Raw genomic sequence first — 14,244 nt, forward strand, 5'->3', positions numbered from 1 at the left:
AAAATGCATGAAAAATGCAGTCATTGTGGAACCAAGTATCAAATTGAACCTTCTTTTTTTTATGGTGCTATGTATGTAAGTTATGGATTAGGTGTAGCCATTTCTGTTGCGGCTTTTATTGTATCTTTTGTGTTTTTTGGAAGTTCAATAATTACTTCATTTATAGCCATTGTAGTTTCGTTAGTTGTGTTAATGGCTGTCATTATGCGATTATCTAGAAACATATGGATAAACATCTTTATATCTTACGATAAAGATTGGAAAACACATAAAAATGCTAGTTGATGTTTCTTTTTTTATAGATTCTATTTATATCAATTTCTTTATCAAGCGGAGTGCCATGTATAATATTATTGTATAATTGAAGTGCTAAAAAGGGACCCAACATAACGCCTCTGGTCCCTAAACCATTTAAAACATATGCGTTTTTATACTTGTAATGAGACCCTACCAATGGCCTTCTGTCTTTTACTGTTGGACGAACGCCTGCAAAGTGTTTTACTACCTCATAATCACAATCTATTAAATCGTTTAAATTATTTAGCAATTCATTTTTACCTTCTTCTGTTGGTATATTTGTTTTGTCTTTCCAATTGTATGTTGCACCTACTTTATACAAACAATTACCTAAAGGCAAAAGGAATATGTTCGACTTTAAAACTACCTTTACGTTTAGATTAGGCGCTTTTATGATTAGTAATTCGCCTTTTGTTCCATCTAGTGGTAAATCGTTAAAAAAGGGGTTCAAATGAAGCCCATAGCCTTCTGCAAAGATGATGTGCTTCGCTTGCACATTTTTATATTCCATGAAGGAATCATTAAACTCAATTTTATCGTATTCAAATCTACCGGTGGTGTATATATTATTACTTTTTAAGTACTTAGAGTAATTATCAATTAATGAGGCGATATCTAAAAAACCTGTTTTTAACACTTCACCAAAACCAAAAGATGATTTAACATTTGGTAGCTTACCTTCAATTAAATTTGGTGATAAAAAAGAAGCTAAATTGATGTTGTCTGAAGCTTGAAACCAATTGTTTTGTTCTTCAATTGAAGCTAATTTTCTATAAATTGGCATTTTATGGTCAAAAGTAAAATTTAATTTTTCTGCTATAGCTTCATATAATGGAAAAGCTATTTGCAATTGTTCTTTAGCTTTCCAAACTTCGCTAAATCTTTTTAAAACTACAGGGTTGTATAAACCTGCTGCAATTTTTGATGAAGAGTGCGAATCATCGTCAAAAACTAAAATAGATTTGTTGTTTTGCAATGCTGTTTCAGCAAAACAAATACCAGCTAATCCATTACCAACAATTATAAAATCTATCATGATGTAAAAGTAAAAAACTCTTACCAAACAAATGGTAAGAGTTTTTAATAATTTTAATTAAAGAAGTTTAATAACTCCACATATCTTGTTCAAAGTTTCTGATTTTATCTTTAATACGTTCAGATTCTAACAACTGCATTTGAGCGTTTTCTTTCATATACTCTTCAATTTTTCTATCTCCTGAAATATTTTCCTCTTGATAAATTACTGCATTAAATCTACGAGCATTTAACAAATGATCAAATGAAATAGGTGCAGATGAGTTTTTGTCATTAAAGGCATAATTATCATGCAAGATATCTCTGGCTGAAGGAAAAAATACCCAAAATAAATCGATATAATCTTTTTCTTCTTGACCCATTGTATATACATCCGGAATAACAGGACAAATACCTAACATGCGATATTTTAACTCGCCTTGTCTTTTGTCAAAATACCATCTTCCTACTACTCTATATCCATCTACATCGATAGCTTTAAGCTCTGTAATATTTATATATTCTTGAGAAACAACTTTCGAACCGCTCATATAAGCTTCATAATCAGTATTCATTTCTTCTCTTCCACTATCTGTAGTGTCTTTTTTAACTAACGAAGCTTCAATTTCTTTTAAAGTTTTCTTTTCATTAAAATAACTTGAACTGTAAACCTCAGTTAATTCACCCGAACGAATAGCCTCTACTAATACAGAATATAAAGACCTTCTATCAGAACCCAAATTTTCATCAATAGGGTAATACAAAGGAAAATTTACTCTTTCATCAAGATCAATAATTTCCCAAACCGTTTTACCAAACAAAACATCTCTATCGTCAATGTAACCGTAAGGCAATGGCTTATCGTTATCAGAGTTCAATTGAGCTTCTGATTTTTTTCCAATTTGATCTGGTGTTTTAGCATTTAATAAGTTAGACTGAGCCGAAACTACAATCGAACTTAAGAATACTATTGCTAAAAATAAATTTTTGTAATTCATTATATAAATTATTAGTTTTTAATAAAACTTAAATATTCTAAAATTATTGTATTTCGTAGGTACAAATAGAAGTTGCCTTAGCAAATTGATTGATCCCTGTAAAAGACGCTTTTATATTTCCAATAACAATAACATCACCTCTTTTAGCTAATTTAATTTTTGATTTAGCATTTGCATCCATCTTACTACCGTTTACAACAACTGTAGGTTGACCCGGTACTTTAACAGTAAATTGAGTAACATTTACACTAACAGGAAAATCAAAATCTTCCAATTCTGCTGTAACAGTACATACTTCTAAATTTGAAGTTTGACCTTTTGCTGCAACCTCTCCTCTAACTTTTCCAGTAGGATTTGGTAAACCTTTAATACGGAATACTTTTTTATCGGTAACTGGTTTTCCATCAGGAAGTATACCTGTAGCGGTAATAGTAACTTCAGTACCTGATCCCGGTTTCATTACATATTTTCCGGCACCACCAGCTGGAGACAAACCAGATCCTTGTGCTTTAACCTTGTCTGCTGATATACCTGCAAATGTAACCGAAATAGGATTGTCTACACCTCTATAAACAACGTTCATTTTATCGGCAGAAATAGTTGCTGAATTTGGTCTAGGAACTACAACGTAGTTTCCTTTAATAGCTAATTTAACTACTTTTCCATTTTCATCAAAATCAAATGAACCCGACATTTCTTTTTCACCTACTGATCCTGCACCAAATGAGAAAGTTGCTTGACCTGCTTCTGCTTTTAAGGCAGCACCGTTAAGTGTAACCGATTTTGCTTTTAAAGAAGGATCAAATTTTCCTAATATAACTCTTCCCGTTACAGCTTCTCCTTGAAAAAACGCAGTTTTGTCTAATATAACAATTGGTTGATAAGCTGTTAAGGATGCTGCTGCAATCAAATCTGATTGAAACATTCCAGCCATAATATCATTTTCTGTAGTTTTTACATCTGCTTGCAACTGAGAAAACTTAGTAATACTTGCAATAAGCGGAAATCCTTTATAATTGTAATCCAACCATGATAATGTAGCACCTGCTTTTTCTGACTTAACAGGCAGAGTCGCAAATCTTGTTTCGATCTTTTTCATTTCTGGATCCGCAATTGAGCTACCCCCAATTTTTTTAATTTCAGAAACATAATTTGAAAGTTTGTTAAGAAACTCTTGACCTTTAGTAGATACTTTATCTCCTTTAAAAAATAAATCATTTAATTCATCACCTTTATCCATTTCTTCAAAAGGTAAATCGCCATTTTCTTTTCTTTCATATTTTTTAGTCAACTCCGTTTTGATATCTTCTAAATAAGAAGAAAATTCATTTGAAAGTATTCTAATTTTTTGAACTTTATCTTTTTTGTCCCCAAATTGACCTGGTTGATCAGCTGCTTTTTGAGCCAATTGATCAAATGATGTTGTATTTCTAAGATCTGCAACAGCGTTAGATTCAACAATTTTAGTGTTTAAAATTCCAAAAGCTGATAATACTTCTTTTGACATATTTAATGCCAACATTGCGATGAAAACCAGATACATCAGGTTAATCATCTTTTGTCTAGGGGTTAATTTTCCTCCTGCCATTTTGTTAGTTTAATTAGTTTATAATACTGATTTTTAAATACGATAAAACTAATTATCCTCTATTATTCATTGCTGTTAACATACCACCATAAACTGAATTTAATGATGCTATATTAGACGTCATACTTTGCATTTGCTCTTTTAATTTACTTGCATTTTCTGCAATTTCATTATTAGCTTCAGCGTTTCTGTTTGCACTTTCCAATTGCAATTTATATAAACTATTTAAAGATTCTAATTGAGAAGCTGCCATATTCATTTCTTCACTGTATTTTTTTTGTGAAGCAATAGTGTCTGTTGTAGGTGCAATGTTTTTTGCTGCGCCTTCAAAGTTTTTAATACTTGTACTTAAGCTTGTCATTAATTCACCATCAATTCTCGCTTCTTTAAGCATAGAGTCTAATTTTTGTGATAATAAACCTTGAGCTTCAGCCGGGTTTTCTTTTGATTTTTTTACTGATGTTTCTCCACCAGCCAATTCTGGATACACCAATGACCAATCCAATTCGTGATCAACAGGCTCAAACGCTGACAAAGCAAAAATAGCTGCTTCTACAACCAGACCAATTGTTAGCATTACATTTCCTGTTAAAAAAAAGAATTCAAAGTGTATAATTTTAAATAATGCTCCTACGATTACAACAGATGCTCCTAACCCGTAAGCCATGTTCATTACTTTTTTACTAATTGCCATAATAATAATTTTTTTGTTTGTTGTTTGTTATTTGTTAATTAAGGGTAAATATAATAGAATAATACTATTAATTATTTTCCGGTTAGATTAGTACCCATATAATCTTGTACTGTTCTAAAACCTATGTAACTTCTTGCAGAATCTGCATATTCAAAATCACGTGTTCCATTTTGTAAATTATAAGCAACATCTTTCCAAGATCCTCCTCTAATTACTTTTCTTTGATTTTTAGCATCTGAAACGTTTGGATTCATTGTTGACACAAACTCATAAGCACTAGGGTCGTAAGATGTGTCGGTCCATTCCGATACATTTCCTGCCATGTTATATAAGTTGTAATTATTAGGCTCCATTGATTCTGCTTCCACCGTATACAAAGCACCATCTGCTGCATAATCTCCACGGCTTGGTTTAAAATTTGCTAAAAAGCATCCTCTATCATTGTGTGCATAAGGTCCTCCCCACGGGAAAGTTGATGATTGAAGACCCCCACGAGCTGCATATTCCCACTCTGCTTCTATCGGCAGTCTGAATTTATTAATCTGGTCTCTGCCTTTTTTGTTTTTAAGATAGTTGTTTTTCTTTAAGGTTCTCCAGGCACAAAATGCTTTGGATTGTTTCCAAGTTACACCTACCACAGGATATTCGCTGTAAGCTTGATGCCAAAAATAATCATTGTGCATAGGCTCATTATACGAATAGGCAAAATCTTTTATCCATACTGTTGTATCTGGATAAATTTCAACAGGTTCTGATTTTTTTAGAAATGATTTTCTTCCTTTTTTCTTTACAGCTTCGTTTAAATCTACTTCAGCATATCTAAATTTTAGTTTAGCAACATCAATGGTTCTTAGACCATTATAGGATTCAGCTGCTGGTAGGTACATACTATCCATCACTTCAACATAATATTCATCTGGATATTTTTGTGTATCTGTAATAAGTTTTACTTTTCTGTTTAATCTTCGTTCCGCGTAAGGATCTTCATCTGTACCCATACTATAGTAGTTTTCATACATGTATTTGTCGTAAGGTGACATATTCTCAGGATCATCGTCTTTAAATGCAAATTCTCCTATTCCACCTGTACCAGGCTTTTCGCCCATTTCATCTGCAAAAACAGCTAAACGTTTTCGGATGATAGAATCTTTAACCCATTCAACAAATTCTCTATATTCAGAGTTAGTGATTTCTGCTTCATCCATATAAAACGAACGAACAGTTACGGTTTTTGTTGGAGCATCTTGCGAATTAGCAGGATCATCATCTGATTTACCCATTATATATGCCCCTCCGGGGATTAATGTCATTCCATATGGCTTTTCGGGATGCCATTTTTTCCCTTTAACTCCTACAAGTTCTCCTTTATCACCACTTCCACAACTTGTAAAAACTAAAACTAAGATTGAAAATATTATGAACTTCTTCATATTAAATTTGGGTTAAATATTTAATTTTAATAGGACGTAAACCTATTTATTTTATTTGATATAAACAACTGTAATTATAAAAAATTTGAATATATAAATCTATTGTACTGAGTAAATGTTTTTTAGCTCTCTTTTTAGCTCTTTTAACTATAAACTATTTTTTATTTGAGCTTTCCACCATCTTTCAGGTATTTCTTGCTGTGTGGCATTTATATAATCTTCATATGAACATGGTAATAACGTATCTCTTTTTAATTTATTGCCCTCATTTGCATAAGGAATTTGAATCCACCATCGTTCTGACTGATTGCTTTTAAAAAAAATCAAATCTTCATCGTCAATAGGAACTATGTATTTAATAAAATTTTCTCGAGTTCCTATTGGATATTCTTTAGACCTGTAGTGATATCCCTCAATAAAATACCAAATAATTTGAGAAATCAATACAGCTTCTTGATCCGTATTGTTATGACCAAATAGCCCAAAAGAAGATACTTTATCACTAATGCCAGAATACCGAGCTAATATACAAATTTCTTTTCCATTAAAACCATTGGGATTAAAGTGCTGTGTATTGCCTGAATCACTTGACTTAATGGCGGTCATATCAATACTTACAACATCAGCATCTCTAAAAATAGGCTCAGCAAGTGTAGTATTACTAGACACTTCACCTAACCTATACGATTCAAAATGTAATTTTTCTATTAAATCTATTTCTTCTTGCGAGTTATGGTATGTTTGATATCCAACATTACTGTAATTGAACAGATTATTAGGCTCTTCAATAATAATTTTCGACAAATATGAACATGCTAGAGGAGCGTTTTGCCTGTTGTCAATATCAAACTTACTATCTACAGTTACTAAATTTACCATTTGCTCTAACGTATCGTAAGCTCTATACATAGCATACGTTATGTCTTGACTCCCTCCAATTAGTATAGGTGTGATTCTTTGTTTTATCAATTGGGCACAAATTTTTTTTACCACAAAATAAGTGTCTTCAATTGTGTTTCCTGCTAAAATATCACCTAAATCATATATTGTATTATTCCAATTTCCTGGAAACAAATTATAAAAATTAAGTCGTATTGCATTTAAATTTTCAAAATCAGCTATTGCTTCTGAGCCTCTATTATCTAAAACACCTATTATTGCTACGGAGTTTTTCGCTAAAATGGGTGCTTCATGAGACGTATGCATCACAATTTTTTTTCCTAAAGCTTGATTTGAAACTTTATGAATTTCAATAATTAAATCATCTGATAAAGGTGTTAAAAAATCAAACATATCAATTATTTCTTTTTAGCTGTAGTTTTCTTTTTGGCTGGGGCTTTCTTTTTTGCTGGGGACTTTTTTTCAATTAAATCTTGTACTTGTTCTAAAGTCATTGCAGCAGCATCGACCTCTTTACTTAATTCAATTTTAATTTTGCCTTTTAAGATGACACTTCTACCCCATCGTGCTTTTTCAACTCTAATACCTTCTTCTGTCCAATCATGAAGCACTTTATCTTTGTCTTTTTGAATTTTTTCTTCAATTAATTCTTTTAAATCAGATTCTGATAAATTATCAAAATTGTATTTTTTATTTACATTAATAAAAATGCTATTCCACTTAATAAAAGGGCCAAAACGACCCACACCTTTTTGAATGGGTAATGATTCAAACATTCCTATTGGTGCGTCAGCAGCTTCTTTTTCGGCAATTAATCCTTTGGCTCTTTCTAAAGTCACATCCAATGGATCTTCGCCTTTAGGCAGTGAAACAAACATTTTTCCAAAGCGAACATAAGGGCCAAAACGACCGTTGTTTACTTCAACATCTTCGTCTTTATACACGCCTAAATTTTTAGGTAGTAAAAATAAATTTAAAGCCTCTTCTAAAGTTATTGTTCCAATATTTTGATCTTGAGCTAAACTAGCAAATTTCTTTTCTTCATCTAGTGCGTCACCAATTTGTGCCATTGGTCCAAATTTACCTAAACGAACCGATATAGGTTTTCCAGATTTAGGATCTACACCTAAAATTCTTTCGCCACTTTCTCTATCTGCATTTTCTTCAACATCAACTACATTAGGATGAAATTTTGAATAAAATTCATTCATCATATTCGTCCAATCCATATTTCCTTCTGCAATTTCATCAAAATCTTGCTCCACTTTTGCAGTAAAATTATAATCTAAAATTGCAGCAAAGTTTTTAACTAAAAAATCATTGACAATTGTTCCAATATCTGTAGGCACAAGTTTTCCTTTATCAGATCCTGTATTTTCAACAAGAATTTTTGATTTAATTTCACTTGCCAGTAAAGTAAATTGGGTGTATTTTCTTTCTAAACCTTCAGAGGCACCTTTTTCAACATATTTTCTGTTGATAATTGTCGAAATTGTTGGAGCATATGTAGAAGGTCTACCTATGCCTAATTCTTCTAATTTTTTTACTAATGAAGCTTCCGTATATCGTGATGGTGGTCTAGAGAATCGTTCGGTTGCCTGAATAAATGTATTGGTTAATTTTTCATTCACTTTCATTTTTGGCAACAAACCCTCTTGTTCCTCGTCATCATCATCATGGCCTTCTAGGTAGACTTTCAAGAACCCTTCAAACTTAATTACTTCACCACTTGCCGTAAAAGTTTCGTTAAGATTATTGGCTTGAATTTTTACATTGGTCCGTTCTAACTCTGCATCACTCATTTGAGAGGCTAAAGTTCGTTTCCAAATTAAATCATACAGTCGGGCCTGATCTCTTTCAACATTAACTGTATGCTGAGACATGTCGGTAGGTCGAATGGCTTCGTGAGCTTCTTGAGCTCCTTTACTTTTATTATTAAAACTTCTGGGCTTGCTAAATTCAGCTCCATAAGAACGTGTAATTTCAGCTTGGGCTGCACCCATAGCATCTTGAGAAAGATTTACACTATCTGTTCTCATATAAGTTATCAATCCAGCTTCATATAAGCGCTGGGCAATTTGCATTGTAATTCCAACGGGCAAATATAATTTACGCGCAGCTTCTTGTTGTAAGGTAGAAGTAGTAAAAGGTGGTGCAGGTGATTTTTTAGTAGGCTTAGTTTCTAAATCTCCTACTTTATATGTGGAGCCTATATTTTTCTTTAAAAAGTCTTCAGCTTCTTCTTTGGTACTGAAGTTTTTTGGTAATTTTGCTTTAAAACTTTTTCCAGCTTCGGTATTAAATTCTGCCGTAATACTATAAGTCCCAACCGAATTAAATTCTTGAATTTCTCTTTCACGCTCTACAATTAAACGTACTGAAACAGATTGAACACGACCCGCTGACAAACCTCCTTTAACTTTTTTCCAAAGAACAGGAGACAATTCATACCCTACTAATCGGTCTAAAACTCTACGGGCTTGTTGTGCATTTACTAAGTTATAATTAATGTCCCTTGGATTTTCTATAGCTTTTAGTATAGCTGTTTTTGTAATTTCATGAAAAACAATACGCTTAGTTTTGGTTTTATCTAATTTTAATTCTTCGGATAAATGCCAAGAAATTGCTTCTCCTTCTCGATCTTCATCGGAAGCCAGCCATACCATTTCGGCATTTTTTGAAAGTGTTTTAAGCTTGCTTACAAGAGCTTTCTTATCTGCTGAAACTTCATATTTTGGTTTAAAACCATTAGCAACATCCACTCCTATTTCCTTTGAAGGCAAGTCGGCTATATGGCCGTAGCTTGATTCCACCTGAAAATCTTTTCCTAAAAATTTTTCGATTGTTTTTGCCTTTGCAGGTGACTCAACGATAACTAAATTCTTTGCCATTATGATTTTTAATTTGAAGCAAAAGTATGGGTTTTTTTTAAATTTTATAGAAATGTAAATTAATTTATAAAAATTACATCAAAATAAACAGCTGTATTTCGTGCTTTTTATTTTATTGTATTAAAAATTGTTAAACTAACACTGCCAACTTGTCATATTTTATTTTTTAATATTATCTTTGCAATTCTATTTTAATCACGCAACCGTTTTTATGGAAAAAGTTATAGACGAAAATAAACAAGGCACTAGCTTAACAATTGATACAAAAGAAGGAAATTCAAAAAAACTATTTATAGAAAGCTATGGCTGTGCCATGAACTTTTCGGATAGTGAAATTGTTGCTTCAATTTTAAATGAACAAGGTTACAATACCACTCAAATACTTGAAGAAGCTGATTTGGTTTTGGTAAACACCTGTTCCATCAGAGACAAAGCAGAACAAACAATTCGCAAACGTTTAGAGAAATACAATGCCGTTAAAAGAGACATTAATCCAAAAATGAAGGTTGGAGTATTAGGCTGTATGGCGGAACGATTAAAAGAACAATTTTTAGAACAAGAAAAAATTGTAGATTTAGTTGTAGGGCCAGATGCCTATAAAGATTTACCCCATTTATTAAGTGAAGTTGAAGACGGCAGAAATGCAATCAATGTCATTCTTTCGAAAGATGAAACCTATGGCGACATATCACCTGTAAGATTAAACAGCAATGGCGTAACTGCATTTGTATCAATTACTCGTGGTTGTGATAATATGTGCACCTTTTGTGTTGTTCCTTTTACAAGAGGAAGAGAGCGAAGCCGAGAACCTCAAAGCATTATTAAAGAAATTCAAGATTTATGGGATAAAGGTTTTAAAGAAGTTTGCCTTTTAGGACAAAATGTGGACAGTTATTTATGGTATGGTGGTGGTTTAAAAAAAGATTTTGAAAAAGCTACTGACATGCAAAAAGCTACTGCAGTAGAATTTGCGCAATTGTTAGAAATGAGTGCTTTACAGTTTCCTAAAATGCGTTTTCGCTTTTCTACTTCAAATCCACAAGACATGCATGAAGAAGTGCTCCATGTTATTGCAAAATATCACAATGTTTGCAATTATGTTCACCTACCTGTTCAAAGTGGAAGCACTAGAATATTAAAAGAAATGAATCGTCAACATACTCGTGAAGAATACATGGCATTAATTGATAAAATAAAAGCTATTATTCCAAACGTAACGATTTCTCAAGATTTAATTGCGGGCTTCCCGACAGAAACAGAAGAAGATCACCAACAAACCTTGAGTTTGATGGAATATGTACAATATGATTTTGGGTACATGTTCTCTTACTCAGAAAGACCTGGAACCCTAGCTGCACGAAAAATGGCAGATGATATACCCGAAGAAACCAAAAAAAGACGTTTGCAAGAAATAGTTGATTTGCAACAAAAGATAAGTGAAAAAAGGACTAAAAGATTTGTTGGAGAACTGGTTGAAGTATTAATTGAAAAAGAATCCAAAAAATCAGATCAAGAGTGGAGCGGTAAAAACTCAGAAAACATAGTTACTGTTTTTCCAAAAGAAAAGTATAAAGTAGGAGATTTTGTAAATGTAAAAATTCATGATTGCACAGGCGCTACTCTAAAAGGGAAAGCCACAGGATATAGTGATTCTATGAATTAATTTATACGTATTTGATAACCATTAGTAAATAAAAAAAGACCACCGTTAATAAAAAAATACTGAAATAAATTCAGCAAAAATGGAAAGCATACAAAACATAAAACAACGTTTTGAAATTATTGGAAATGATCCAAAACTCAATCGTGCTATTGAAAAAACAATTCAAGTAGCTCCTACAGATATTTCTGTATTGGTTACAGGAGAAAGTGGTGTTGGTAAAGAAAGTTTACCTAAAATCATACATTCTCTGTCTCATAGAAAACACAACAAGTACATAGCTGTAAACTGTGGTGCTATACCTGAAGGAACTATTGACAGCGAATTATTTGGGCACGAAAAAGGCTCTTTTACAGGAGCAACAGGAACGCGTGACGGCTATTTTGAAGTAGCTGATGGAGGAACAATTTTTTTAGATGAAGTGGGCGAATTGCCTCTAACTACACAGGTGCGATTGCTACGTGTTTTAGAAAATGGCGAATTTATTAAAGTAGGATCATCAAAAGTTCAAAAAACCAATGTTCGAATTGTAGCTGCTACAAATGTTAATATGTTTAATGCTATAGAAAAAGGAAAATTTAGAGAAGATTTATACTACAGACTAAGTACCGTTGAAATTTTACTACCCCCTTTACGGGAACGAAGAGACGATATTCATTTATTATTTCGAAAATTTGCTTCAGATTTTGCACATAAATACAACATGCCACCTATAAAGTTAGAGGAAAATACTGTTCAATATTTGATAAAATACAGATGGAATGGAAACATACGCCAATTGCGAAATATTGCAGAACAAATTTCGGTTCTAGAAACCAATAGAGAAATAACTTTACAAACTCTTCAATCCTATTTACCTCAGGAAGGATCAAACTTACCCGCTTTAATTAAAGATAAAAAAGCATCAAGTGATTTTAGTAATGAAAGAGAAATTTTGTACAAAGTGCTTTTTGATATGAAAAGTGATTTATCTGATTTGAAAAAACTGACTATGGATTTAATAAAAAATAGCAATTCCAATATTCAGGAAACCAATAAAGGATTAATTCAAAAAATTTATGGCAAAAATGAAGAAGAAAATACTATTTTTGATGAAGAACCTAGATTAGAAATGATTCCGTCCAAAACACGTGAAGTTCAAGAACAATTTGATGAGGATGATGAGGAAGAAGGCAATTATTTATTTACCGAAGCAATTGAAGAAGAAGAAACCTTGAGCTTAGAAGCTAGAGAAATAGAATTAATTATAAAGTCATTAGAAAAAAACAAAGGAAAAAGAAAAGCGGCAGCAGATGAATTAGGTATTTCAGAACGAACTTTGTACCGAAAAATTAAGCAGTATGATCTTTAATTTATTAAGATATAAAATGAAAAAAACATATTATATAATTCTTTTTACAACATTTGCGTTATTATTAAACGGATGTGGTCCTTATAATTTTACAGGCGCCAAGCCGGTTAATGCAAAAACATTTCAAGTTAATTATTTTGCCAATAATGCCGATTTAATTGAACCCGGAATTGAACTAATATTTACTAGAGCCTTGCAAGATTTAATTCAAAATCAAACGAATTTAAACTTAACAAATTCGGGTGGAGAATTGCTATATGAAGGAGAAATTACACAATATAGAATAACACCCATGACCGCTACAGCTGATCTAACCGCAGCTCAAAATAGACTTACAATAGGTGTAAATGTGAGATTTACCAATAAAAACAAAGAAGAAGATGATTTTGAAAAAAGATTTTCATTTTACCATGATTTTGATGGAAATGCACAGTTAACTGGTGCACAATTAACAACTTCATTGGATATTATTTTTGAAAGAATTACCCAAGATATTTTTAATGAGTCATTAGCCAAATGGTAATAAATTAGAACAATTGAATATAAAAAATATTACATATCTTTTAAACACACCTCAAGCCATTGATGAAAATCAAACGATGGCTTTAGAAACTATTTTAAATCAATACCCATATTTTCAAGGAATAAGAGCTTTGTATTTAAAAGGCTTATATGATTTAAAAAGTTATAGGTATAATTTTGAATTAAAAAAGACTGCTGCCTACACATCAGATCGAGCTATTTTATTTGATTTTATAACATCCGAAAAGTTTGTTGTAATTCAACCTAATAATTCTGTAAAAGAAACAAAAGAGGTCGAAGTTGACAATTTTTTTATTGTTCCAAATTTTGAAATTTCAGAAAACGAAACCATTGAAAAATTTAAAAAAACTAATGATCTAAATACTGGACTATTATCAGAAATTGAAGAAAAATTAGAAATAAATAAACCCTTACAATTTGATTTTGAGGAGAAACATTCTTTTTCTGAATGGTTGCAATTAAACAAATTTGAGCCAATTGAAAGAGATTTAGCCGATTCAAATAAAGAAATTATTGATTATAAAAAGAAAAAAATAGAAATTATTGACCGTTTTATTGAAACCAATCCTAAGATTGGACCAATTAAGGAAAACACTATAAACGCTGGTATTACTGCAAAAAGCAAAGAAGAACCGTCACATTTAATGACCGAAACTTTGGCAAGAATTTACTTGGAACAAAAAAAATATAAGAAAGCAATTCAAGCTTATGAAATATTAATTTTGAAATATCCAGAAAAAAGTATTTTCTTTGCAAAACGAATAAAGGATATAAAGGATATACAATAAAATAAATAATTATGGGATTTACAGGATTTTTAATAGCAATTACAATAGTATGTTTTCTATTAATATTAGCAATTATGGTACAAAACCCTA

At 31.7% G+C, this 14,244-nt stretch carries 12 protein-coding genes; 5 read left to right on the top strand and 7 right to left on the bottom strand.

The window, feature by feature from the left end:
- Nucleotides 1-285: DUF983 domain-containing protein (locus AABM47_RS01975; RefSeq protein WP_338409245.1), on the top strand; the 285-nt coding region annotated here is incomplete at its 5' end.
- Here AABM47_RS01975 and AABM47_RS01980 read toward each other — a convergent pair.
- The 7 genes from AABM47_RS01980 to topA all read right to left on the bottom strand — a co-directional run bounded on the left by AABM47_RS01980 (nt 278) and on the right by topA (nt 9,812).
- Nucleotides 278-1,333: an FAD-dependent oxidoreductase gene (locus AABM47_RS01980; RefSeq protein WP_338409246.1), complete on the bottom strand. Its 1,056-nt coding sequence runs from the start codon at nt 1,331-1,333 to the stop codon at nt 278-280. The genes AABM47_RS01975 and AABM47_RS01980 overlap by 8 nt on opposite strands.
- A 67-nt stretch (nt 1,334-1,400) precedes the next feature.
- Entirely contained in the window at nt 1,401-2,309 is a 909-nt protein-coding gene (gene gldN, locus AABM47_RS01985) for a gliding motility protein GldN (RefSeq protein ID WP_338409247.1), read from the bottom strand.
- A 43-nt stretch (nt 2,310-2,352) separates the two neighbouring features.
- Nucleotides 2,353-3,897, bottom strand: coding sequence for a gliding motility protein GldM (gene gldM, locus AABM47_RS01990; RefSeq protein ID WP_338409248.1), 1,545 nt, complete (start codon nt 3,895-3,897; stop codon nt 2,353-2,355).
- A 52-nt stretch (nt 3,898-3,949) separates the two neighbouring features.
- Nucleotides 3,950-4,591: a gliding motility protein GldL gene (gene gldL, locus AABM47_RS01995; RefSeq protein ID WP_338409249.1), complete on the bottom strand. Its 642-nt coding sequence runs from the start codon at nt 4,589-4,591 to the stop codon at nt 3,950-3,952.
- Between the two features lie 71 nt (nt 4,592-4,662).
- Nucleotides 4,663-6,021, bottom strand: a complete 1,359-nt coding sequence (gldK, locus tag AABM47_RS02000) for a gliding motility lipoprotein GldK (RefSeq protein WP_338409250.1) — start codon at nt 6,019-6,021, stop codon at nt 4,663-4,665.
- A 147-nt stretch (nt 6,022-6,168) separates the two neighbouring features.
- Nucleotides 6,169-7,314 (bottom strand): formimidoylglutamase, encoded by a 1,146-nt coding sequence (locus AABM47_RS02005; RefSeq protein WP_338409251.1) that lies wholly within the window; start codon nt 7,312-7,314, stop codon nt 6,169-6,171.
- A 5-nt stretch (nt 7,315-7,319) separates the two neighbouring features.
- Nucleotides 7,320-9,812, bottom strand: a complete 2,493-nt coding sequence (gene topA / locus AABM47_RS02010) for a type I DNA topoisomerase (RefSeq protein WP_338409252.1) — start codon at nt 9,810-9,812, stop codon at nt 7,320-7,322.
- 211 nt (nt 9,813-10,023) lie between these two features.
- Between topA and miaB the strand changes: the two genes are divergently transcribed.
- The 4 genes from miaB to AABM47_RS02030 all read left to right on the top strand — a co-directional run bounded on the left by miaB (nt 10,024) and on the right by AABM47_RS02030 (nt 14,154).
- Nucleotides 10,024-11,475 (top strand): tRNA (N6-isopentenyl adenosine(37)-C2)-methylthiotransferase MiaB, encoded by a 1,452-nt coding sequence (gene miaB / locus AABM47_RS02015; protein WP_338409253.1) that lies wholly within the window; start codon nt 10,024-10,026, stop codon nt 11,473-11,475.
- A 79-nt stretch (nt 11,476-11,554) separates the two neighbouring features.
- Nucleotides 11,555-12,823: a sigma-54 dependent transcriptional regulator gene (locus tag AABM47_RS02020; protein ID WP_338409254.1), complete on the top strand. Its 1,269-nt coding sequence runs from the start codon at nt 11,555-11,557 to the stop codon at nt 12,821-12,823.
- Nucleotides 12,824-12,839: 16 nt separating this feature from the next.
- Nucleotides 12,840-13,346, top strand: coding sequence for an LptE family protein (locus tag AABM47_RS02025; RefSeq protein ID WP_338409255.1), 507 nt, complete (start codon nt 12,840-12,842; stop codon nt 13,344-13,346).
- A gap of 13 nt (nt 13,347-13,359) precedes the next feature.
- Entirely contained in the window at nt 13,360-14,154 is a 795-nt protein-coding gene (locus AABM47_RS02030) for a tetratricopeptide repeat protein (RefSeq protein WP_338409256.1), read from the top strand.
- The last annotated feature ends 90 nt before the right edge of the window (nt 14,155-14,244 follow it).

Origin of the sequence: uncultured Flavobacterium sp., assembly GCF_963925415.1 — a bacterium.
Lineage (GTDB): Bacteria > Bacteroidota > Bacteroidia > Flavobacteriales > Flavobacteriaceae > Flavobacterium.

What these genes read in the sequence shown, in the direction of transcription:
- gldM (WP_338409248.1), bottom strand. Translation starts at nt 3,897, where the DNA reads ATGGCAGGAGGAAAATTAACCCCTAGACAAAAGATGATTAACCTGATG.
- topA (WP_338409252.1), bottom strand. Translation starts at nt 9,812, where the DNA reads ATGGCAAAGAATTTAGTTATCGTTGAGTCACCTGCAAAGGCAAAAACA.
- AABM47_RS01980 (WP_338409246.1), bottom strand. Translation starts at nt 1,333, where the DNA reads ATGATAGATTTTATAATTGTTGGTAATGGATTAGCTGGTATTTGTTTT.
- gldL (WP_338409249.1), bottom strand. Translation starts at nt 4,591, where the DNA reads ATGGCAATTAGTAAAAAAGTAATGAACATGGCTTACGGGTTAGGAGCA.
- AABM47_RS02025 (WP_338409255.1), top strand. Translation starts at nt 12,840, where the DNA reads ATGAAAAAAACATATTATATAATTCTTTTTACAACATTTGCGTTATTA.
- AABM47_RS02005 (WP_338409251.1), bottom strand. Translation starts at nt 7,314, where the DNA reads ATGTTTGATTTTTTAACACCTTTATCAGATGATTTAATTATTGAAATT.
- gldN (WP_338409247.1), bottom strand. Translation starts at nt 2,309, where the DNA reads ATGAATTACAAAAATTTATTTTTAGCAATAGTATTCTTAAGTTCGATT.
- miaB (WP_338409253.1), top strand. Translation starts at nt 10,024, where the DNA reads ATGGAAAAAGTTATAGACGAAAATAAACAAGGCACTAGCTTAACAATT.
- AABM47_RS02020 (WP_338409254.1), top strand. Translation starts at nt 11,555, where the DNA reads ATGGAAAGCATACAAAACATAAAACAACGTTTTGAAATTATTGGAAAT.
- gldK (WP_338409250.1), bottom strand. Translation starts at nt 6,021, where the DNA reads ATGAAGAAGTTCATAATATTTTCAATCTTAGTTTTAGTTTTTACAAGT.